General features: G+C 66.8%; 19 protein-coding genes. 10 read left to right on the forward strand and 9 right to left on the reverse strand.

The features are described from left to right. Positions 1–13: 13 nt before the first annotated feature. From aroE to mpl, 4 genes are all read right to left on the reverse strand, one after another. Positions 14–865 carry a shikimate dehydrogenase gene (gene aroE / locus G3N92_RS17405; RefSeq protein WP_206128779.1) on the reverse strand — a complete coding sequence of 284 codons (852 nt, stop codon included), beginning with the start codon at positions 863–865 and terminating at the stop codon, positions 14–16. Next, the gene (locus G3N92_RS17410; RefSeq protein ID WP_206128780.1) at positions 862–2,973 is read right to left on the reverse strand and encodes an RNB domain-containing ribonuclease; all 2,112 of its coding nucleotides are present in this window, start codon (positions 2,971–2,973) and stop codon (positions 862–864) included. Before G3N92_RS17410 ends, aroE begins: the two co-directional genes overlap by 4 nt. Before the next feature lie 90 nt (positions 2,974–3,063). Then, a complete protein-coding gene (locus G3N92_RS17415; protein WP_206128781.1) occupies positions 3,064–3,642 on the reverse strand; it encodes a YqiA/YcfP family alpha/beta fold hydrolase in 579 nt (192 codons plus the stop codon). Continuing rightward, a complete protein-coding gene (gene mpl / locus G3N92_RS17420; RefSeq protein WP_206128782.1) occupies positions 3,639–5,030 on the reverse strand; it encodes a UDP-N-acetylmuramate:L-alanyl-gamma-D-glutamyl-meso-diaminopimelate ligase in 1,392 nt (463 codons plus the stop codon). Before mpl ends, G3N92_RS17415 begins: the two co-directional genes overlap by 4 nt. A 190-nt stretch (positions 5,031–5,220) precedes the next feature. Here mpl and G3N92_RS17425 point away from each other — a divergent pair, with 190 nt between their 5' ends. The 10 genes from G3N92_RS17425 (at position 5,221) to G3N92_RS17470 (ending at position 13,336) form a co-directional block, all read left to right on the forward strand. Further along, positions 5,221–5,883, forward strand: a complete 663-nt coding sequence (locus G3N92_RS17425; RefSeq protein ID WP_206128783.1) for a UDP-N-acetylmuramate--alanine ligase — start codon at positions 5,221–5,223, stop codon at positions 5,881–5,883. Further along, positions 5,873–6,421, forward strand: a complete 549-nt coding sequence (locus G3N92_RS17430) for a TlpA disulfide reductase family protein (RefSeq protein ID WP_206128784.1) — start codon at positions 5,873–5,875, stop codon at positions 6,419–6,421. The genes G3N92_RS17425 and G3N92_RS17430 overlap by 11 nt, the downstream gene beginning before the upstream one ends. A 194-nt stretch (positions 6,422–6,615) precedes the next feature. Continuing rightward, the gene (gene aroQ / locus G3N92_RS17435; RefSeq protein ID WP_206128785.1) at positions 6,616–7,068 is read left to right on the forward strand and encodes a type II 3-dehydroquinate dehydratase; all 453 of its coding nucleotides are present in this window, start codon (positions 6,616–6,618) and stop codon (positions 7,066–7,068) included. A 68-nt stretch (positions 7,069–7,136) separates the two neighbouring features. Next, positions 7,137–7,604 (forward strand): acetyl-CoA carboxylase biotin carboxyl carrier protein, encoded by a 468-nt coding sequence (gene accB, locus G3N92_RS17440; protein WP_206128786.1) that lies wholly within the window; start codon positions 7,137–7,139, stop codon positions 7,602–7,604. 55 nt (positions 7,605–7,659) lie between these two features. Next, positions 7,660–9,024: an acetyl-CoA carboxylase biotin carboxylase subunit gene (accC, locus tag G3N92_RS17445; protein WP_206128787.1), complete on the forward strand. Its 1,365-nt coding sequence runs from the start codon at positions 7,660–7,662 to the stop codon at positions 9,022–9,024. Positions 9,025–9,026: 2 nt separating this feature from the next. Further along, entirely contained in the window at positions 9,027–9,929 is a 903-nt protein-coding gene (prmA, locus tag G3N92_RS17450) for a 50S ribosomal protein L11 methyltransferase (RefSeq protein ID WP_206128788.1), read from the forward strand. A gap of 42 nt (positions 9,930–9,971) precedes the next feature. Further along, entirely contained in the window at positions 9,972–11,225 is a 1,254-nt protein-coding gene (locus G3N92_RS17455) for a zinc-ribbon and DUF3426 domain-containing protein (protein WP_206128789.1), read from the forward strand. 74 nt (positions 11,226–11,299) lie between these two features. Beyond that, complete coding sequence (gene tpx / locus G3N92_RS17460; RefSeq protein ID WP_206128790.1) at positions 11,300–11,803, forward strand: thiol peroxidase; 504 nt, start codon at positions 11,300–11,302, stop codon at positions 11,801–11,803. Between the two features lie 95 nt (positions 11,804–11,898). Beyond that, the gene (locus G3N92_RS17465) at positions 11,899–12,837 is read left to right on the forward strand and encodes a carbohydrate kinase family protein (protein WP_206128791.1); all 939 of its coding nucleotides are present in this window, start codon (positions 11,899–11,901) and stop codon (positions 12,835–12,837) included. Positions 12,838–12,859: 22 nt separating this feature from the next. Next, complete coding sequence (locus tag G3N92_RS17470) at positions 12,860–13,336, forward strand: glycine zipper 2TM domain-containing protein (RefSeq protein ID WP_206128792.1); 477 nt, start codon at positions 12,860–12,862, stop codon at positions 13,334–13,336. Between the two features lie 248 nt (positions 13,337–13,584). Here G3N92_RS17470 and G3N92_RS17475 read toward each other — a convergent pair whose 3' ends face one another. The 5 genes from G3N92_RS17475 to ampD all read right to left on the reverse strand — a co-directional run bounded on the left by G3N92_RS17475 (position 13,585) and on the right by ampD (position 20,294). After that, complete coding sequence (locus G3N92_RS17475) at positions 13,585–14,262, reverse strand: histone H1-like repetitive region-containing protein (protein ID WP_206128793.1); 678 nt, start codon at positions 14,260–14,262, stop codon at positions 13,585–13,587. A gap of 28 nt (positions 14,263–14,290) precedes the next feature. After that, positions 14,291–14,614 carry a hypothetical protein gene (locus G3N92_RS35000; RefSeq protein ID WP_241014846.1) on the reverse strand — a complete coding sequence of 108 codons (324 nt, stop codon included), beginning with the start codon at positions 14,612–14,614 and terminating at the stop codon, positions 14,291–14,293. A 78-nt stretch (positions 14,615–14,692) separates the two neighbouring features. Next, positions 14,693–15,904, reverse strand: coding sequence for a ribonucleotide-diphosphate reductase subunit beta (locus G3N92_RS17480; RefSeq protein WP_206128794.1), 1,212 nt, complete (start codon positions 15,902–15,904; stop codon positions 14,693–14,695). A gap of 350 nt (positions 15,905–16,254) precedes the next feature. Beyond that, on the reverse strand, positions 16,255–19,236 hold the full coding sequence (locus tag G3N92_RS17485) for a ribonucleoside-diphosphate reductase subunit alpha (RefSeq protein ID WP_206128795.1): 2,982 nt from the start codon (positions 19,234–19,236) through the stop codon (positions 16,255–16,257). A gap of 473 nt (positions 19,237–19,709) precedes the next feature. Further along, positions 19,710–20,294, reverse strand: coding sequence for a 1,6-anhydro-N-acetylmuramyl-L-alanine amidase AmpD (ampD, locus tag G3N92_RS17490; RefSeq protein WP_206128796.1), 585 nt, complete (start codon positions 20,292–20,294; stop codon positions 19,710–19,712). Positions 20,295–20,374 lie beyond the last annotated feature (80 nt).

Consider the following 20,374-nt stretch of genomic DNA (forward strand, 5'->3'; position numbering starts at 1 on the left):
CGAAACGCGGCGCTCAGGCCGCCGCGACGAGCGCGTCGCGCAGCGCGGCCAGCACCGGCGCGCCGTCGGGCCGCACGCCGCGCCAGACGTAAAACGCCTCGACGGCCTGCTCGACCAGCATGCCGAGGCCGTCGGCCGAACGCGCGCCGAACGAGGCCGCGTGCCGCATGAAGACGGTCGGCTGGGCGCTGTACATCATGTCGTAGGCGAGCGTGCCGGCGCCGAACGCGGCCGTGTCGCACTCGGGCAAGGCGGCGTCGAGGCTGCCCGCCGTGGCGTTGACAATCACGTCGTACGGACGACGCTCGACGATCGCCGCGCTGCCGCCCGCCAGCGCGCAGCCGGCGTCGTGGGCCGCCTGCATGAACTGGCTGACGAGATCCTCGGCCTTGCTCGCGGTGCGGTTGACGATGGTGATCGACAGCGGCGAGCGGTCGAGCATCGGCAGCACCACGCCGCGCGCCGCGCCGCCCGCGCCGAGCAGCAGAATGCGCGCGCCGGTCAGCGACACGCCCAGGTTCCGCTCGATGTCGCGCACGAGGCCGACGCCATCGGTGTTGTCGCCGTAAATGCCGCCGTCGGCATCGAAACGCAGCGTATTGACCGCGCCGGCCGCGGCCGCGCGCGGCGACAGCGTATCGGCCAGCGCATGCGCCTCGAGCTTGAACGGCACCGTGACGTTGGCGCCGCGCCCGCCGGCCGCGATGAATTCGCGCACCGACGCCTCGAAGCCGTCGAGCGGCGCGAGGCGGTGCGCGTAAGCCACGGCCTCGCCCGTCTGCGCGGCGAACGCCGCATGGATCGCCGGCGACTTGCTGTGCGCCACCGGGTTGCCGATCACGACATAGGGGTCGCGCTCGCTCATTTCGTCTCCTCGTCGCCGGCCGCCTGGCCGGTCTGTTCCGTTTTTTCTGCTTCCGGCGCGGCCTCTGCGCCGGCCGTCTCGCCAGCTTCGGCCAGCGCCTCGGCCTCGCTTTCGGCCGAATCGTCGGCGGCGTCGACGAGCGTGTCGTCGCCGGCCGTTTCCTCGGCGCCGTCCTCTTCCTCGGCCGCTTCGCCGCTCGCGACGACCGGCGCGTCGAGCACGTTGAGCAGGCGCACCGACGCCTCGATCGTCAGCTCGTCGATCGACATCACGTCGAGCAGCACGCGCGTGCCGCGCGCATGCACGCCGAGCCCCGGCACATGTAGCAGCAGCGGGATTTCCTCGAGCCGCACCAGATCGCCCTTCACCACCGCCGCCACCACCTGCCGGCGGTTTTCCTGGCGCAGCCAGCGCAGGCACCAGAAATACTCCATGCGGCGCTGATGATCGGCATAGGCCGTATATGTATCGTCGAAGCCCTGCACGACCGCGTACAGATCGGCGTCCTTCGGCTTGAACGGCGCGGCCAGCTTGGCCGTCACGCCGTGCTGGACGCACGCCAGCAGTTGCCACTGGTTGACCAGGTCGACGTAGCGGCGCAGCGGCGAGGTGCTCCACGCGTACTGCGCGACGCCCAGGCCTTCGTGCGGCGCGGCGGAAGTCTGCATGCGGGTGCGCTTCGGGCCGGTCGGCACGCCGAGCGCGCGCTGCGAACGGTAGATGCCGGGCACCGTGTGATCGTGCAGGAACGCGCCCCACGTCGAATTCGACAGGATCGCCAGCTCCGACACGATCAGGTCGAGCGGCGAACCGCGACGCCGCGGCGTGATCGAGATGTGCTCGCCTTCCACATAGAAGTTGTAATCGGTGTTGCGCTGCACCTCGCGCTTCAGGCCGTAGCCGGCGCGCGCCACCTGGCGCTTCTCGAACAGCGCCTGCGCGAGCGGCCACAGCACCGCGATGTCGTCCTTGTGGGGATATTCGCCGCTGCCGGCCGCGAGCGTGTCCTCGTTGACCAGCTCGTCGAGCGTGTTGTGGCGCAGGTTGCTCTTCACGAACACATATTCGGCGCGCGTTTCGTTCGCGACGATGTCCTGCGTTTCGCGGTCGACGATGATGTACAGCGACAGCGCCGGGCGGAAGCCGCCTTCCTTCAGCGTGAACACCTCCACCACGTCGTCGGGCAGCATCGTGATCTTGTCGCCGGGCATGTAGACGGTCGACAGCCGCGCGCGCGCGATCGCGTCGATCGCGTCGCCACGCGTGATGCCGAGCGCCGGCGCAGCGATGTGCACGCCAACGCGCACGCGGTTCTCGGGCAGATGCTCGACCGAGAACGCATCGTCGATTTCGGTGGTGGTCACGTCGTCGATCGAGAACGCCTCGACGTTCGCGCGCGGCAGGTCGTCCGGCAGCGCGCCCACCGTGACGGGCGGGAAACCGGTGCCGTGCGGGAAGTGTTCGGCCAGGAAGCGCGCCTCGTGCAGCGCGCGCGGCGACGCCACGCCGCCGCAATCGAGCATCAGGCGCGCCTGCGACACGCCGAGCGCGATCGCCGCGGCATCGAGCGCCTTGTATTCGATCGAATTCTTGTCGGGGCGCGTGAGCAGGTTCAGCGCCTTGCCCTCGAACGAGGCCGGCAGCTTGCCCGCCTTCAGCTCCTCTTCGTAGCCGGCCTGCACCAGCGCCTGCTGACGCTTGCGCTCGAGCCCGGCGAGCGCCATCTTCAGTTGCTCCTCGGGCGCGCGCTGATACTGGCCGCGCCCCTTGCGGCGGAAATACACGGGCGAGCCGTGCATGCGCAGCACCAGCGCCGCGCGCTCCACGGGGCCGTAGCCGCTGCCGAAATACTCGTCGGCCAGCGTGGCGTAGGCGAATTCCTCATTCGGCGCGCATTCCCACAGGAAGTCGAGATCGATTTCCTGCGCGGCCGCATCGGCCTGCTGCATCAGTTCGCCGGCCGCCGGCTTGTCGAATTCGATCAGTACGTCCTTGGCGCGCACCTTGGCGCGCCGCCCGCCCGGCAGCTCGACCTGGAATGCATCGCCCTGGCGCGACAGCACGCTGCCGGCCTTGAAACTGCCCGATTCCTCGAAAAAAACGTTCACTCGCTTAACTCTCGTTGAGACTGTGCGGCGCCGCCCGGCGGCGCCTCGTCCAGCTTGGATTGAATTCGGTTGCCGGCCCCTGGGGCCCGGCTAGGGCGTTCGCGGCGCGTCGCAGAACGCCAGCACCTCGTCGGCGTAATCGGCGAACTCGCTGATGCCGTGGTCGCTGCCGTCGATGAGACGGGTGCGCGCGCCCGGATAGTGCGCGAGCATCTCGCGATAGTCGAGCACTTCGTCGCCCTTCGCGGCGATCAGATAGTAGCGTTCCGGGCGCGTCACGGCGCGCACGCTCAGCGCGTCGAGTTCGCCCAGATGGCGCGGCTCGACGACGATGCTGCCGCCGCCGTGCCAGAGCGGCTGTTCGCCCAGATGACGCATCAGGTCGCGCTGCGGCAGCGTGGCCGGATTGAGCAGCACCGCGCGCCAGCCGTGCTTTTCGGCCAGCCAGGTGGCGTAGTAGCCGCCCAGCGAGCTGCCGATCACGGTGACCGTGTCGGGCGCCGCGCCGGCCACCTCGGCTTCGGCCAGCGCCACCGCTTCGAGCGGCGACACCGACAGCGCCGGGCAGCGCCATTCGCCGGCGCGGCCGAGTTCGGCCATGCGCGCCGCGAGCAGTTGCGACTTGAACGACTGCGGCGACGACCGGAACCCGTGCAGATACAGAATCACGCGCCGCTCCGTGCGGACAGCGCGTCGAGCAGCTTCTGGTGCACGCCGCCGAAGCCGCCGTTGCTCATCACGAGGATCTGGTCGCCCGGCCGCGCGGCGGCCGCGACGGCCTTGACCAGCGCGTTGAGATCGTCGAACGCCTGCGCGCGCTCGCCGAGCGGCGCCAGCGCCTCGGCCAGGCTCCAGCCGAGCGCGTCGCGGCCCGACGCCGCGCCGTAGCCGAACACGAGGTCGGCGTCAGCCAGGCTGCCCGGCAGCTGCGCCTTCATGGTGCCGAGCTTCATGGTGTTCGAGCGCGGCTCGAGCACCGCGAGGATGCGGGTGCGATCGCGACCGATCCGTGCGCGCAGGCCGGCGATCGTCGTATCGATGGCGGTCGGGTGGTGCGCAAAATCGTCGTAGACGGTCACGCCGTCCACGCTGCCGCGAATTTCCATGCGCCGCTTGACGTTGCGGAACGCCGCGAACGAGCGTGCCGCCTGGGCCGGCGGCACGCCGACCGAGCGCGCGGCCGCGATCGCCGCCAGCGCGTTCTGGCGGTTGTGCTCGCCCTGCACCGTCCATTCGACTTCGCCCATCCGCTCGCCGCGCCAGTACACGGCGAAGCGCTCGTCGACGGGCACGCCGTCCTCGGCCGGCAGCGCCTGCCAGCCGCCTTCCACGCCGAAGCGCTCGACGTCGCTCCAGCAGCCGCGCGCCAGCACGCGGTCGAGCGCGGCCTCGCGGCCGTTCGACACGATCCGGCCAACGCCCGGCACGGTACGCACGAGATGGTGGAATTGGGTTTCGATCGCGGCGAGGTCGGGGAAGATGTCGGCGTGATCGAATTCGAGGTTGTTCAGCACCGCGGTGCGGGGCCGGTAATGGACGAACTTGGAGCGCTTGTCGAAGAACGCGGTGTCGTACTCGTCGGCCTCGATCACGAAGAAGCTCGAATCGGTCAGCCGCGCCGACACGCCGAAGTTCAGCGGCACGCCGCCGATCAGGAAGCCCGGGTTCAGGCCCGAATCCTCGAGCAGCCAGGCCAGCATCGAGCTGGTGGTGGTCTTGCCGTGCGTGCCGGCCACGGCCAGCACCCATTTGTCCGCCAGCACGTGCTCGCCGAGCCATTGCGGGCCGGACGTATACGGCAGGCCGCGATCGAGGATCGCTTCCATCAGCGGATTGCCGCGCGACACGACGTTGCCGATCACGAACAGATCGGGCGCCAGATCGACTTGCTCGGCGCCGTAGCCTTCGATCAGTTGTATACCCTGCGCTTCGAGCTGGGTGCTCATCGGCGGATAGACGCCCGCGTCGCATCCGGTCACGGTATGGCCCGCCTCGCGGGCGAGCACGGCGAGACCGCCCATGAACGTGCCGCAGATGCCAAGAATGTGGATATGCATAGAGAGAGCTGTCGCGCCGCGCGGGCGCCATGCGAAGTCGCGAATCGAAACCGGCGGGCCGCGCCGTGCCGCGAGGATCGCGCCGGCCGGCAGCCGGAGAAAGGCTGCCATTGTAACCGAGCCGCCTGCCCCGCCGCGTCGGCCGGGCGCGCGCGGCGCGGTTCGGCCGATCGAGTATGATTGGCGCACCATGCCTCGAAACTCCCTGCTCGACCCGCGTCGCGTTCGCGAGGAAATCGCGCTCGCCGCCGCCCGCCTCATCGCCGAGGACGGGCTCGATTACGCCGCCGCGAAACGCAAGGCCGCCCGCCAGTTGCTCGGCGACACCCGGATCGCCGGCGAATGGCTGCCCGACAACGACATGATCGAGGCCGAGCTGCACGAATACATGGCGCTGTTCCAGTCGGAAACACAGCCGGCCGAGTTGGCGCGGCTGCGGCGCGTGGCGCTCGACTGGATGGAGCGGCTCGCGCCGTTCGCGCCCTACGTGGCCGGCGCCGTGCTGAACGGCACCGCCAACGCGCACTCCGACATCCATCTGCAGACGTTTTCCGACAGCCAGAAGGAAGTCGCGATCTATCTGCTGAACCAGAACATCCAGTACGACGTGTCCGAAACGCGGCATTTCGCCGGGCGCGGCGACGTCGAAACCCTGAGCTTTCTCTGGCGCGAGCGCCGCGATCCCGACCCGATCGGGATCCACGTGGCGCTCTACGACGCCGACGATCTGCGCGGCGCGGTGCGCGCCGATGCGCGCGGCCGGTTGAATCGCGCCGACGCCGCGGCCCTGCGCGCGCTGCTCGACGCGCCGGCCGCCCTTTCCACTCCGATCCGATCCGAAGATGAACAGTAAACGATACCTCCCCGTCGCCGTGGTGGCGGCCGTCGCGGTCGCCGGCGGTCTCGCCGCCGGCCACTGGATGCGTGGCGACATGTTCGAGAACGCCGCCGAGGCGGCCACCGCCAAGGCCGACCCGGTCGCCGTGCTGTGGGCCGCATCGGTCACCGACGACGCCGGCAAGCCGCAATCGCTGGCCGCCTTCAAGGGCCAGAAGGTCGTCGTGAACTTCTGGGCGTCGTGGTGCGGCCCGTGCGTGAAGGAAATGCCGGAGCTGGTGCAGCTCTCGCACGCCTATAAAGAGAAGGGCATCCGCTTCGTCGGCGTGGCCGTCGATTCGGACAAGAACGTCCAGGCGTTCCTGCAGAAAGTGAAGGTGGACTACCCGGTATTCGTCAGCGGATACGCCGGCGCGGATCTGGCCCGGAATTTCGGCAACTCGGCCGGCGCGCTGCCGTTTACGGTCGTAATTGATGCGAACGGCCGGGTACGCATGACAAAATTGGGCGAAATCGAGCCGAGCCAGCTCAAGAAGACGCTCGACACGCTCTGAGCGCAAAGCTTTTCGTATCGCGCGTTGCCGGCGGTTGACCTCCGGTTCGCGGCAGATTGGCGAAAAATATCGTGAACTTCGCGCTACGGCAGGCAACTCGGCCTGCCCGGAACGCGCCTGCCTCACGGCAAAACTGGACAAATTTCTCGAAACGGCGATAAAGTGCGCCCAATTCCGCAGAAATTGAAGCGACCATGACACGATTGCTGGTACTGCACGGCCCCAACCTCAATCTTCTCGGCACCCGGGAACCGGGGGTCTACGGGCGCGTCACGCTGGCCGAGATCGACCGGGCGCTGGCCGCGCGCGCAGCCGAGGCCGGCGCCGAGCTGAGCTCGTTCCAGAGCAATCACGAAGGCGCGCTGGTGGATCGCATCCACGCCGCCCGGGACGAAAAGACCGATTTCATCGTGATCAACCCGGCGGCCTACACGCATACGAGCGTCGCGATCCGCGACGCGCTGGCCGGCGTCGCCATTCCGTTCGTCGAGGTGCATCTGTCGAACGTGCATCGGCGCGAGGCGTTCCGGCATCACTCGTACTTCTCCGATCAGGCCGAAGGCGTGATCTGCGGCCTCGGCTGGAAGGGCTACCTGTATGCGCTCGAGCACGCGCTCGACACGCTGCAGGGCGCGCCGCGCGGCTGAGCAGTTTCAAGAATCCGAATCGCAGCCGGCACGACCGGCGCTTCACGACTAGACAAGGGGAATACCCGATGGACCTTCGCAAGCTGAAAACCCTGATCGACCTCGTCTCCGAATCCGGCATCTCCGAGCTGGAAGTCACGGAAGGCGAAGGCAAGGTGCGTATCGTCAAGAACGCGCCGCCCGTCTACGTGCAGCCCGCCCCCGGCTACGCGCCGCAAGCCAGCGCAGCCGCGCCGGCCGTGAACTTCGGCGGCGAAGCCGCTGCCGCACCGGCCGCCACGCCGGCTGCCGCCGCGCCGCAAGGCCACGTCGTCACGTCGCCGATGGTCGGCACGTTCTACCGCGCACCGTCGCCGGGCGCCGATCCGTTCGTCCAGGTGGGCGACACGGTCAAGGAAGGCCAGACGCTGTGCATCATCGAAGCGATGAAGCTGCTCAACGAGATCGAGTCCGACAAGTCGGGCATCATCAAGGAAATCCTCGTCGAGAACGGCCAGGCGGTCGAATACGGCCAGCCGCTGTACGTGATCGGCTAAGGCCGAGCGCGCCGCCCCGCGCCAGAGCGCGCTACCGGAAAGACGAATATCCGCTATGTTTGAAAAAATCCTCATCGCCAATCGCGGCGAAATCGCCTTGCGCATCCAGCGCGCGTGCCGCGAACTCGGCGTCAAGACGGTCGTGGTGTACTCGGAAGCCGACAAGGAAGCCAAGTACGTGAAGCTGGCCGACGAAGCGGTCTGTATCGGCCCGGCTCCGTCGAACCTCAGCTACCTGAACATGCCCGCGCTGATCAGCGCGGCCGAGGTGACCGACGCGCAAGCGATCCACCCCGGCTACGGCTTCCTGTCCGAGAACGCCGACTTCGCCGAGCGCGTCGAGCAATCGGGCTTCACCTTCATCGGCCCGCGTCCGGACACGATCCGCATGATGGGCGACAAGGTCACCGCGAAGCAGACGATGATCCGCACCGGCGTGCCATGCGTGCCGGGTTCGGAAGGCGCGCTGCCGGAAGATCCGAAGGAAATCGTCAAGATCGCGCGCGCGGTCGGCTACCCGGTCATCATCAAGGCCGCGGGCGGCGGCGGCGGCCGCGGCATGCGGGTCGTCCACACGGAAGCGGCGCTCGTCAACGCGGTCAACATGACCCGCGAGGAAGCCGGCCGTGCGTTCGGCAACCCGCAGGTGTACATGGAGAAGTACCTCGAGAATCCGCGCCACATCGAAATCCAGGTGCTGGCCGATTCGCACAAGAACGCGCTCTGGCTCGGCGAACGCGACTGCTCGATGCAGCGCCGCCACCAGAAGGTGATCGAGGAAGCGCCGGCGCCGGGCATCGCGCGCCGCCTGATCGATCGCATCGGCGACCGCTGCGCCGACGCCTGCAAGAAGATGGGCTACCTCGGCGCGGGCACGTTCGAGTTCCTGTACGAGAACAACGAGTTCTACTTCATCGAGATGAACACGCGCGTGCAGGTCGAGCATCCGGTCACGGAGCTGATCACGGGCGTCGACATCGTGCAGGAACAGATCAAGATCGCGGCCGGCGAGAAGCTCGCGCTGCGCCAGCGCGACATCCAGTTCCGCGGCCACGCGATCGAATGCCGCGTGAACGCGGAAGATCCGTTCAAGTTCACGCCGTCGCCGGGCCGGATCACGTCGTGGCACACGCCGGGCGGCCCCGGCATCCGCGTCGATTCGCACGTCTACAACGGCTATTTCGTGCCGCCGAACTACGATTCGATGATCGGCAAGCTGATCGCCTACGGCGCGACGCGCGAGCAGGCGATGGCGCGCATGCGCATCGCGCTGTCGGAAATGGTCGTCGAAGGCATCCAGACGAACATCCCGCTGCACCGCGAGCTGATGCTCGATTCGAAGTTCGTCGAAGGCGGCACCAGCATCCATTACCTCGAAGCCCGGCTCGCCGCGAAGCAGGCCGCGAAGGACGAGGCCTGAGCATGAGCTACCGGGAACTCGTCGTCGAACTGGCGCGCGAACATGCGGAAGCGCTGTCGGATGCGCTGATCGAACTGGGCGCGCTGTCGGTGTCCGTCGAGGATGCCGATGCCGACACGCCCGACGAGCAGCCGCTGTTCGGCGAGCCCGGTCTCACGCCCGAGCGCACCGCCTGGCAACATTCGCGCGTGATCGCGCTGCTGGCCGAGGCGGCCGATCCGGCCGTGCTGCTGGCGGCCGCCGCGAATGAAATCGGCCTCGGCGCCGCGCCCGCGTTCAGCGTGCGCGAGGTCGAGGAGCAGGACTGGGTGCGCGTCACGCAATCGCAGTTCGATCCGATTCCGATCGGCGAACGGATCTGGGTGGTGCCGTCGTGGCACGACGCGCCCGATCCCGACGCGCTGGTGCTGGAGCTCGACCCGGGCCTCGCGTTCGGCACGGGCAGCCATCCCACCACGCGGCTCTGCATGGAATGGCTCGAACAGACCGTGCAAGCCGGCCAGTCGGTGCTCGATTACGGCTGCGGCTCCGGCATTCTCGCGATTCTCGCCAAGAAGTGCGGCGCGGGCGACGTGACCGGCATCGACATCGATCCGCAAGCGGTCGAATCGGCGCGCCACAACAGCGAGCGCAATCGCGCGGAAGTCGTCTACGGCCTGCCCGACGATTGCCCGGCCGGCGAATTCGATATCGTGGTGGCCAACATCCTGTCGAACCCGCTCAAGCTGATGGCGTCGATGCTCGCGTCGAAGGTCAAGCCGGGCGGCCGCATCGCGCTGTCGGGCGTGCTGGCGCGTCAAGCTGACGAAGTGGCGAGCGTGTATGCGCGCTATGTCGACATTTCGGTCTGGCGCGAACACGAAGGTTGGGTGTGCCTCGCCGGAACCCGGCGCGAAAGCCATTAGAATAGCGCTGTCCTTCACTCCGGCCCCGCTGCCCGGCTGACCATGCCACTCGCGACGCGCTGCCCTCACTGTGAAACCGTGTTCCGGATCCAGCCGGAACATCTGAAGCTGCACGGCGGGCTCGCGCGTTGCGGGCACTGCCAGCAAGTCTTCGACGCGGCGAATTCGCTCGTCGAACCCGATCCCGAACTCGCGCCCGCCATCGTCGAGCCGCAGCCCGCCACGGCGGGCGCGCCGCCGCAGCCGCCGCGCGTGTTCTCGGCCACCTTGCCGCGCGCCACCCCCGAACAACCCGCCGAAGGCAACTTCACGCCCGGCGACTGGGACATGTGGGCGCCCTGGCTCGACGGCGGCATCGATCCGGCGCTGCGCCATCACGGCGGCAACACCGGCACCGAGCCGCTCGTGCCGATCGAATCGGCCTCCCGCCTCGAAGCCCCGGCCAACCAGGCCGGCCTGATGCGCGGCGCGATGACGCGGCCCGCGCACGGCCAGCCGGCCGCCATCGAGGCCGAGGCGCATGACACTGCCGTCGCTGCCGCGGATACGGCGCCGGCCATCGCCGCGGTGCCGCGCGACGCGGCCGAGCCGTCGCTCGGTTTCGCCGCCGCCCCGTTCCCGCTCGTCGATACCGACGATCCCCTGCATCCCGTCGAAGCCGACGATCACGTCCGCGTCCACCTGCCGCCGCGCGCCGCGCCGCCCGACGCCGAGCCGTTCGCCACCGAACCGGCCGCCGACGGCCGCGTCCATTTCGCGATGACGCGCGAATCGCCGGCCAATGCACGCGGCGGCTTCGGCTGGCGCGTGTTCGGCGGCTTCGTCGACGGGCTGCTGATCGTGGTGCTGGCGGGCCAGATCGCCTGGTGGTGCCGCGAGCCGCTGGTCGCGCACTGGCCGGCCAGCCAGCCGCTGTTCGCGCAGGCCTGCTCGGCGTTCGGCTGCAACGTCGAGCCGCCGCGCGCCATCGACGGGCTGCAGCTCGGCGCGTCGGATCTGCGCCAACTCGACGGCCCGCGCGTGCTCGAACTGAAGGTGCCGCTGGCGAACCATGCCGCGATCGCGATCGCCTATCCGTCGATCGAGCTGACGCTGCTCGATGCATCGAACCAGGTGGCCGCGCGGCGCGTGCTGGCGCCCGCCGATTACGTCCGGCCGGGCACGCCGGTCGGCGCGGGCCTGCCGGCAGGCGCCACCGAAACCATGTATGTTCGGATCGATACCGCACCGGGCGCCGCAGACGGCGCGCCCGGCATCGCGGCATCGAATTTCCGCGTCCAGATCTTCTATCCGTAAGCGCACGGCGCCCCGCATCGGGCGCGCCGGCCTCAACCTCGGCGTCGCATGACGCCCTCTCTCCGGAGTACGAAATGAGCAAAGTCACCCTGGGCGGCAACCCGATCGAACTCGCCGGCGCGTTCCCGACGGTCGGCGCGCAAGCCCCCGACTTCAAGCTGGTTGGCCAGGATCTCGGCGAGCTGTCGCTCGCGAGCTTCGCCGGCAAGCGCAAGGTGCTGAACATCGTGCCGAGCCTCGACACGCCGACCTGCGCCACCTCGACGCGCAAGTTCAACGAAGCGGCCGGCAAGCTGGCGGATACGGCCGTGGTGGTCGTGTCGGGCGACCTGCCGTTCGCCGCCAAGCGCTTCTGCACGACCGAAGGCCTCGAAAACGTGTCGACGGCCTCGACGTTCCGCGGCGGCCGCGAGTTCGCGAACGCGTACGGCGTCGACGTCACGAGCGGCCCGCTGAACGGCCTGACCGCACGCGCGGTGGTGGTCATCGATGCGAACGACAAGGTCGTCTACACGGAGCTGGTCGGCGAAATCAAGGACGAGCCGAACTACGACGCCGCCCTCGCCGCACTGAAGTAAGCGGTTCCGCATTGCCCTCGCGCGCATCGTTCCGGCTTGGCGATGCGCGCTGTTTTCTTCCATCTCGCCGCCTTCCCTTCTGAACAGGAACGACCTTGGCTACCCTGATTTGCGGTTCGATCGCCTACGACAACATCATGACCTTCGAAGGGCGCTTCCGGGAGCACATCCTGCCCGACCAGGTCCACCTCATCAATCTGAGCTTCCTGGTGCCCACCATGCGCCGCGAGTTCGGCGGCTGCGCCGGCAACATCGGCTACGCGCTGCACGCGCTCGGCGGCGATGCGCGCGTGATGGGCACGATCGGCGCCGTCGACGCCCAGCTCTATCTCGACCGCTTCGATGCGCTCGGCCTGTCGCGCGACTACGTGCGCGTGGTGCCCGATGCGCACTCGGCGCAGGCGATGATCACCACCGATCTCGACAACAACCAGATCGCCGCCTTCCACCCGGGCGCGATGATGCAGTCGCACCTGAACCACGCCGGCGAAGCGCGCGACATCTCGCTTGCGATCGTCGGCCCGGACGGTTTCCAGGGCATGGTTCAGCACGTCGAGGAGCTGGCCAAGGCGGGCGTGCCGTTCATCTTCGATCCGGGTCAAGGCCTGCCGCTGTTCGACCGCGATACGCTGCGTCGCAGCATTGAACTTGCCACCTATCTGGCGGTCAACGATTACGAAGCCAAACTGGTGAGCGACAAGACGGGCTGGTCGGAAGACGAGATCGCGAGCCGGGTCCAGGCCCTGATCATCACGCGCGGCGAACACGGCGCCACGATCCGTCACCGCGAAGGCACCGAGCAGATCCCGGTCGTGAAGGCCGAGCAGATCGTCGATCCGACCGGTTGCGGCGACGCCTTCCGCGGCGGCCTGCTGTACGGCATCGAGAAGGGTCTGGATTGGGCCACCACCGGCCGCCTCGCGAGCCTCATGGGGTCGATCAAGATCGCTCACCCGGGCCCGCAGAGCTACACGCTGAGCCGCGCGGAAATCCTGTCCCGCTTCCAGACCGCGTTCGGCTACAGTATCGAATAAGATTTGTTGGAGAGAACCACCCATGCTGACCAGGAAAACCCTCTTGCTCGCCGCGATGATCACCGCTTCGGTGTCGCTTGCGGGCTGCTTCGCGCCGCCGGGATCGGCGGACGTCTATAGCTCGAGCCAGGCGAATCGCGAGCAGTCCGTCCGCCTCGGCACGATCGAAAGCGTGCGCGCCGTGCGCATCGAAAGCGACACCGGCGCCGGCTCCACGCTCGGCACGCTGGGCGGTGGCGCACTCGGCGCCGTGGCCGGCAGCGCGATCGGCGGCGGCCGGGGGTCGATCCTCACCGCAATCGCCGGCGGCATCGCCGGTGCGGTGGCAGGCAATGCGATCGGTCAGGGGATGAGCACGGCGAACGGTGTGGAAATCACCGTGCGTCTCGACAACGGCGATCTGCGTTCGATCACGCAGGCCGCCACGCCTGAAGTATTCCGCGCCGGTGACCGCGTCCGCCTGCTCTCGAGCGGCGGCGTCACTCGCGTCACGCACTAGAGGAGACCTCAGCGCGCGGCTCACGCCGCGATATCCCACGCATACGCGATTCGTTTCGCGTATGCGTTTTTTTATGGGCGCGAGAAACGCGCGAGGCGAGGCGCATCGCAGCATCGAGCGTGCATAAAAAAATCCCGCTGCCGAAACCGGCAACGGGATCTGATCGAACCGACGAATCGGCCCGCTACATCATCTGCTTCAGGCTGATCGGCGCCGCGCAACCGGTCTACGGTCGCGCGGCAAACCGATTACGGACGGCTGCCCGTCGGGAACGGCCATGCCGCTGCCGGGTTCAGCGCGGTCTTCGCACCCGAGGACGGTGCCACCGACGCCGTCGACGCCGTGGTCGTCGCCGGAGCTGCAGCGGCCTTCTTCGCTGCGGCCTTCTTCGCCGGCGCGGCTGCCTTCTTGGCGGCCGGTGCCTTCTTCGCTACCGGCGCTGCCTTCTTGGCGGCCGGTGCAGCCTTCTTCGCTGCCGGCGCTGCCTTCTTGGCGGCCGGTGCTGCCTTCTTCGCTGCCGGCGCTGCCTTCTTGGCGGCAACCTTCTTCACTGCTGCCTTCTTGGCGGCCGGTGCTGCCTTCTTGGCTGCAACCTTCTTCACTGCCACTTTCTTCGCAGCAACCTTCTTCGCTGCCGGAGCCTTCTTGGCGGCGACCTTCTTCACTGCTGCCTTCTTGGCGGCCGGTGCTGCCTTCTTGGCTGCAACCTTCTTCACCGCGACCTTCTTCGCAGCAACCTTCTTCACTGCTGCCTTCTTGGCGGCCGGTGCTGCCTTCTTGGCTGCAACCTTCTTCACTGCCACTTTCTTCGCAGCAACCTTCTTCACTGCTGCCTTCTTCGCCGGAGCAGCCTTCTTCGCTGCGACCGGTGCTGCCTTCTTGGCGGCGACTTTCTTCGCAGCCGGTTTCTTCTTGGCAACTGCCATGATGTTCTCCTTCAGGTTCAGATGAGAGTCAGTTCAAACACCCTTCGTCAAAACCCGTTTCTCGCGGACGTATAGGCGAACGCGCGCTACGAAGCGGGCTATTCATCGGCGTACGCTTCCTTCTCGCGCTTACGCTAATGAATACGGTAAGGCGCGCCGTGCCCTGCGGCACCGCGCGCCAGATCAAGTGGGCAGCCGACGCCGTTCGCGCCGTCGCCCCGAATCGCTTGATAAAGACGGGAGGCCCAAGGCCTGCCGTCTTTTCCGGAGGGAAGTTTGCCCTGCCCACTGAAGGGTTCGCAAAGTGCCTGTCATATCTGAGCGCCGTATCGGCGCAGGCCACGCTTTGCATCAGGCGTTCAGCTCCTAAACCTTGCGCCGGGCGTGCACGCCCGGCGGTTCACATCCTACTGACGGAGTCGCGCCCGGGTTATTCCCAGGACAGCGCGCCACCCGTCTGATACTCGATCACTCGCGTCTCGAAGAAGTTCCGCTCTTTCTTCAAATCGATCATCTCGCTCATCCACGGGAACGGGTTTTCCTCGTTCGGGTAAAGCGCGTCGAGACCGATCTGCTGGCAGCGGCGATTCGCGATGAAGCGCAGGTAGCTCTTGAACATGCCGGCGTTCAGACCGAGCACGCCGCGCGGCATCGTATCTTCCGCGTAGCGATACTCGAGCTCGACTGCGTGCTTGAACAGTTCGCGGATCTCGGCGCGGAACTCCTGCGTCCACAGATGCGGATTCTCGAGCTTGATCTGGTTGATCAGGTCGATGCCGAAGTTGCAGTGCATCGACTCGTCGCGCAGGATGTACTGATACTGTTCCGCGGCGCCCGTCATCTTGTTCTGGCGGCCCAGCGCGAGAATCTGCGTGAAGCCGACATAGAAGAACAGGCCTTCCATGATGCAGGCGAACACGATCAGCGACTTCAGCAATTTCTGATCCGCGTCCGGCGTGCCCGTCACGAAGGCCGGATCGGTCAGCGTGTGGATGAACGGAATCAGGAACTCGTCCTTGTCGCGGATCGATTTGATCTCGTGATACGCGTTGAACATCTCGCCTTCATCGAGGCCGAGCGATTCGACGATGTACTGATAGGCGTGCGTGTGGATCGCTTCCTCGAACGCCTGGCGCAGCAGGAACTGCCGGCACTCGGGCGCCGTGATGTGGCGATAGGTGCCCAGCACGATGTTGTTCGCGGCGAGCGAATCGGCCGTCACGAAGAAACCGAGGTTGCGCTTGACGATGCGGCGCTCGTCTTCGGTCAGACCGTTCGGGTCCTTCCACAGCGCGATGTCGCGGGACATGTTCACTTCCTGCGGCATCCAGTGGTTCGCGCAACCCGCCAGATACTTTTCCCACGCCCACTTGTATTTGAACGGCACCAACTGATTGACGTCGGTCTTGCCGTTGATGATGCGCTTGTCGTCGATGTTGACGCGCTCTTGCGAACCGGCCGCCAGCGCTGCCGCCGATGCGTGCGGTGCGACCGCGAGGTCGCCTTCGAAAATGTCGCGTACCGACGGAGCCTGATGAGCGGCAGGCGCTGCGGCCTGCACACCGACAGCCATTCCGGCGGGGGCGCGTTGCGCTCCACTCGCGGGCGTTACGGCTGCCTTCTCGTCATCCCAATTGAGCATAAATTCTCACCATCAATTTAGAACGGTTTGTACCATCTTTTTCTGAGCGATAAAAGGGTTCGCTCATGAAAAATCCTGTTTTCGATTCGCGCTGCGACCTCGATACAACACTTCGCGCAGCATGAGACCGATCGCGATGCATGAGTCGCGTGCGATGCAGTGGGTTCGGGACATCGAGCGACGATCGTCGAGTGTGCGACTGCGTCGCTCGATCGTCCCGCTCACGGCACTCGCGATGCGTGTCGCGAGACTGCCAAAGTACGGATTCCTTATCCGTTTGTAGTCAACGACGGCGCGCAGTTCAACCTTCGATGTCGAATGCGCGCCGCGTTCACTTCAACGTGCCGCGCTTACTGGCACGCTTCGCACTCTTCGAAGCCCGCATCGCCCGGACGCATCGTGCAGACCGGACCATCGGCTTCGATCGGCGCGGCGTTCACCGCACCCGACGCATCCGCACCGCCTGCCGCGCCGAAACCACCGGCCGCGCCTTGCGCGCCGCCGGCCGCACCGCCGCCGCTCATGCCGCCCGAGGACGGCACCGCGTTCAGCGCGCCGTGCGCCACCGTCGACTTCTCGACGTGCGTCGCCGCCATCGTGCGGAGATAGTAGGTGGTCTTCAGGCCACGCACCCATGCGAGCTTGTAGATCTCGTCGAGCTTCTTGCCCGATGCGCCGGCCATGAAGATGTTGAGCGACTGCGCCTGGTCGATCCACTTCTGACGGCGCGACGCCGCTTCGACCAGCCACTTCGGATCGACTTCGAACGCCGTCGCGTAGATGGCGCGGAGATCCGACGGGATCCGGTCGATGCGCGACAGCATGCCGTCGAAGTACTTCAGGTCGGCGACCATCACTTCGTCCCACAGGCCGCGATCCTTCAGGTCGCGCACCAGGAACTCGTTGACCACCGTGAATTCGCCCGACAGGTTCGACTTCACGAACAGGTTCTGGAAGGTCGGCTCGATGCACGGCGAGACGCCGATGATGTTCGAGATCGTGGCCGTCGGCGCGATCGCGATGCAGTTCGAGTTGCGCATGCCGTGGACGGCGATCCGCTCACGCAGCGGCGCCCAATCCATCGATTCGCTCATGTCGACTTCCACATAGCCGCCGCGCGCTTCTTCCAGCAGCTTCAGCGAATCCTGCGGGAGGATGCCGCGATCCCACAGCGAGCCGCGGTAGCTCGAGTAGCGGCCGCGCTCTTCCGACAGCTCGGTCGACGCCCAGTAGGCGTAGTAGCAGACCGCTTCCATCGAGCGATCGGCGAACTCGACCGCCGCGTCCGACGAGAACGGCGTGCGCAGCAGATGCAGGCAGTCCTGGAAGCCCATGATGCCCATGCCGACCGGACGGTGCTTCAGGTTCGAGTTACGTGCCTTCGCCACCGCGTAGTAATTGATGTCGATGACGTTGTCGAGCATGCGCATCGCGACGCTGATCGTGCGCTTGAGCTTGTCGTGGTCGAGCACGTAGTTGCCGTCCGCCTGCTTGACCAGGTGAGCGACGAGGTTGACCGAGCCGAGGTTGCAGACCGCGATTTCGGTGTCGCTCGTGTTCAGCGTGATTTCCGTGCACAGGTTCGACGAGTGGACAACGCCGACGTGCTGCTGCGGGGAACGGATATTGCAGGGATCCTTGAACGTGATCCACGGGTGACCCGTTTCGAACAGCATGCCGAGCATCTTGCGCCAGAGTTGCTGCGCCGGGATCTTCTTGAACAGCTTCAGCTCGCCGCGCGCGACCTTCTGTTCGTAGCCGACATAGGCGGCTTCGAATTCGGCGCCGAACTTGTCGTGCAGATCCGGGCAGGTCGACGGCGAGAACAGCGTCCAGTCGGCGCCTTCCATCACGCGCTTCATGAACAGGTCGGGAATCCAGTTCGCCGTGTTCATGTCGTGGGTGCGGCGGCGGTCGTCGCCGGTGTTCTTGCGCAGCTCGAGGAATTCCTCGATGTCCAGGTGCCACGTTTCCAGGTACGCGCACACCGCGCCCTTGCGCTTGCCGCCCTGGTTGACCGCGACGGCCGTGTCGTTGACGACCTTCAGGAACGGCACCACGCCTTGCGACTTGCCGTTCGTGCCCTTGATATGCGAACCGAGCGCACGCACGCGCGTCCAGTCGTTGCCGAGGCCGCCGGCGAACTTCGAGAGCAGCGCGTTTTCCTTCAGCGCTTCGTAGATGCCGTCCAGATCGTCGGCGACCGTCGTCAGGTAGCACGACGAGAGCTGCGAGCGGCGCGTGCCCGAATTGAACAGCGTCGGGGTGGAGCTCATGAAGTCGAAGCTCGACAGCACGTTGTAGAACTCGATCGCCCGCGCTTCGCGGTCGACTTCGTTCAGCGACAGGCCCATCGCCACGCGCATGAAGAATGCCTGCGGCATTTCGATGCGGGTGCCGTCGATGTGCAGGAAGTAGCGGTCGTACAGCGTCTGCAGGCCCAGATAGCCGAACTGCAGGTCGCGGCTCGCGTCGAGCGCGGCGCCCAGACGCGGCAGGTCGAACTGCAGCAGCTTGTCGTCGAGCAGCTCGGCTTCGACGCCGCGCTTCAGGAACTGCGGGAAGTATTCGGCGTAGCGCGCCTGCATCTCGCCTTGCAGCACTTCCTCGCCGAGGATTTCGCGGCGGATCGTGTGCAGCAGGATGCGCGACGTCACCTGGCTGTAAGCCGGATCCTTTTCGATCATCGTGCGGGAGGCCAGGATCGCCGAGTCGTAGACCTGGCTCAGCGGCACGCCGTCGTACAGGTTCTTGATCGTTTCCGCGACGATCGGCTCCGGATTGACGGCATCGCCCAGGCCTTCGCAGGCCGCGCCGATCAGCGCACGCAGTTCGCCCAGGTCGAGCGGACGCGTCACGCCGTTGTCCGTCACGTTCAGGCCGGCGTGGCCGGCCGGTGCGTCAGCCGGCGCGTCGGTGTGTGCGCGCTCGAGGTGACGCTTCTCGCGATACAGCACGTAAGCGCGCGCGACGTTGTGCTCGCCGCCGCGCATCAGCGCCAGTTCGACCTGATCCTGGATGTCTTCGATATGGAACGTGCCGCCGTTCGGGCGGCTGCGCACCAGCGCGCGCACGACGCTTTGCGTCAGTTGCTCGACCAGCTCGCGCACACGCGCCGACGCGGCACCCTGGCCGCCGTTCACCGCGAGGAACGCCTTCGTCACGGCGATCGCGATTTTCGACGGCTCGAACGCCACCACGCTGCCGTTACGGCGGATCACCTTGTAATCGGCGTACGTCGCCTGCGGCGCCAGTGCGGGTGCCTGCGGGGCCGTTCCAAGCGGGCGCTGCGCGCCCTCGTACTGGGACGTCCCGGTGTCGGTCGTTTGCATGTGCAAAGCTCCTGGTGTTGGATGGTGCGGAGAGATCCGCGGAATTGAACGATTAATGCGCCGGGCGTGGCGCGAGCGGCACAACGAAAAAGCGGCACGGGCCGCGCGATACCGTACAACCGACGTCTGCTTTCGTCATGCGTATCGCGCCCCTTGCCGCCTTGTGTGTCCGCTGTCCGCGGCGTGCCGGGCTGACCGGACGCCGCGCTGCTAATTCGTGCCGGCAGCCCCCTGCCGGTGAAGCGGGCGACCTTGGTGGCGCCCACTCTTTGAACACTATATCTAGTGACAAACTCGTCAACTGGCACCAAGTATAGTGGACGTTCTTTCTATCTCAAAACGGAAAATTTGGGCCCGCGCTATTGACAGCGCAGCACATTGGCGAAGGCGTAGACGGGGCAAGGATCAGGCGAAATCGTCGCAGCGGCACATAGTGCCGAACGGTGCACGACAGCCGTTCGACAGTTGCCCGGTTAGCGACGATAAGGAAAGGATTCGGGGCCGAGGCCGGTATCGCTCGCGTAGCGTTGCCAATCGAAGCACGGGCCGGGATCGGTCTTGCGGCCCGGCGCGATGTCCGAATGACCGGCCACCGCCTCGACCGGATAACGGGCCGCCAGCGCGCGCGTCAGCGTGGCGAGCGTCGCGTATTGCGCCGGCTCGAACGGTTGATCGTCCGCGCCTTCGAGCTCGATGCCGACCGAAAAATCGTTGCACCGTTCGCGGCCGAGGAAGTTCGACACGCCGGCGTGCCAGGCCCGCGCGTCGCACGACACGAACTGCACCAGTTCGCCGTCGCGGCGGATCAGGAAATGGGCCGAGACGCGCAGGCCGCGCAGGTTCGCGTCGAAATAGGGATGCGCATCGCAATCGAGCCGGTTCTGGAACAGCGCCTCGATCGCCTCCCCGCCGAACTCGCCGGGCGGCAGGCTGATGTTGTGGACCACCACCAGTGAGGGGATCGCGCCCGCAGGCCGTTCCTCGTGGTTCGGCGACGGCGCGTGGCGCGCGCCGCGCACCCAGCCGTCCTCGCCGATCGCCGGCAGCGCCTGCGTCACGCGCCGCGGCCGGCCGACGTCGTGTGACGCGCCGCGTGCTCGGTGCTGCAGAAGAATTCGCCGCCGGCGGATACGGCCTC

Source organism: Burkholderia sp. Ac-20379 (assembly GCF_017104645.1).
Classification (GTDB): domain Bacteria; phylum Pseudomonadota; class Gammaproteobacteria; order Burkholderiales; family Burkholderiaceae; genus Burkholderia.

Bases quoted from the DNA above. Each gene is read 5' to 3' on its own strand.
- G3N92_RS17455 (WP_206128789.1), top strand. From the start codon at position 9,972: ATGCCACTCGCGACGCGCTGCCCTCACTGTGAAACCGTGTTCCGGATC.
- G3N92_RS17475 (WP_206128793.1), bottom strand. From the start codon at position 14,262: ATGGCAGTTGCCAAGAAGAAACCGGCTGCGAAGAAAGTCGCCGCCAAG.
- mpl (WP_206128782.1), bottom strand. From the start codon at position 5,030: ATGCATATCCACATTCTTGGCATCTGCGGCACGTTCATGGGCGGTCTC.
- accB (WP_206128786.1), top strand. From the start codon at position 7,137: ATGGACCTTCGCAAGCTGAAAACCCTGATCGACCTCGTCTCCGAATCC.
- G3N92_RS17430 (WP_206128784.1), top strand. From the start codon at position 5,873: ATGAACAGTAAACGATACCTCCCCGTCGCCGTGGTGGCGGCCGTCGCG.
- tpx (WP_206128790.1), top strand. From the start codon at position 11,300: ATGAGCAAAGTCACCCTGGGCGGCAACCCGATCGAACTCGCCGGCGCG.
- G3N92_RS17485 (WP_206128795.1), bottom strand. From the start codon at position 19,236: ATGCAAACGACCGACACCGGGACGTCCCAGTACGAGGGCGCGCAGCGC.
- G3N92_RS17470 (WP_206128792.1), top strand. From the start codon at position 12,860: ATGCTGACCAGGAAAACCCTCTTGCTCGCCGCGATGATCACCGCTTCG.
- G3N92_RS17425 (WP_206128783.1), top strand. From the start codon at position 5,221: ATGCCTCGAAACTCCCTGCTCGACCCGCGTCGCGTTCGCGAGGAAATC.
- aroE (WP_206128779.1), bottom strand. From the start codon at position 865: ATGAGCGAGCGCGACCCCTATGTCGTGATCGGCAACCCGGTGGCGCAC.
- prmA (WP_206128788.1), top strand. From the start codon at position 9,027: ATGAGCTACCGGGAACTCGTCGTCGAACTGGCGCGCGAACATGCGGAA.
- aroQ (WP_206128785.1), top strand. From the start codon at position 6,616: ATGACACGATTGCTGGTACTGCACGGCCCCAACCTCAATCTTCTCGGC.
- accC (WP_206128787.1), top strand. From the start codon at position 7,660: ATGTTTGAAAAAATCCTCATCGCCAATCGCGGCGAAATCGCCTTGCGC.
- G3N92_RS17480 (WP_206128794.1), bottom strand. From the start codon at position 15,904: ATGCTCAATTGGGATGACGAGAAGGCAGCCGTAACGCCCGCGAGTGGA.
- G3N92_RS35000 (WP_241014846.1), bottom strand. From the start codon at position 14,614: ATGCAAAGCGTGGCCTGCGCCGATACGGCGCTCAGATATGACAGGCAC.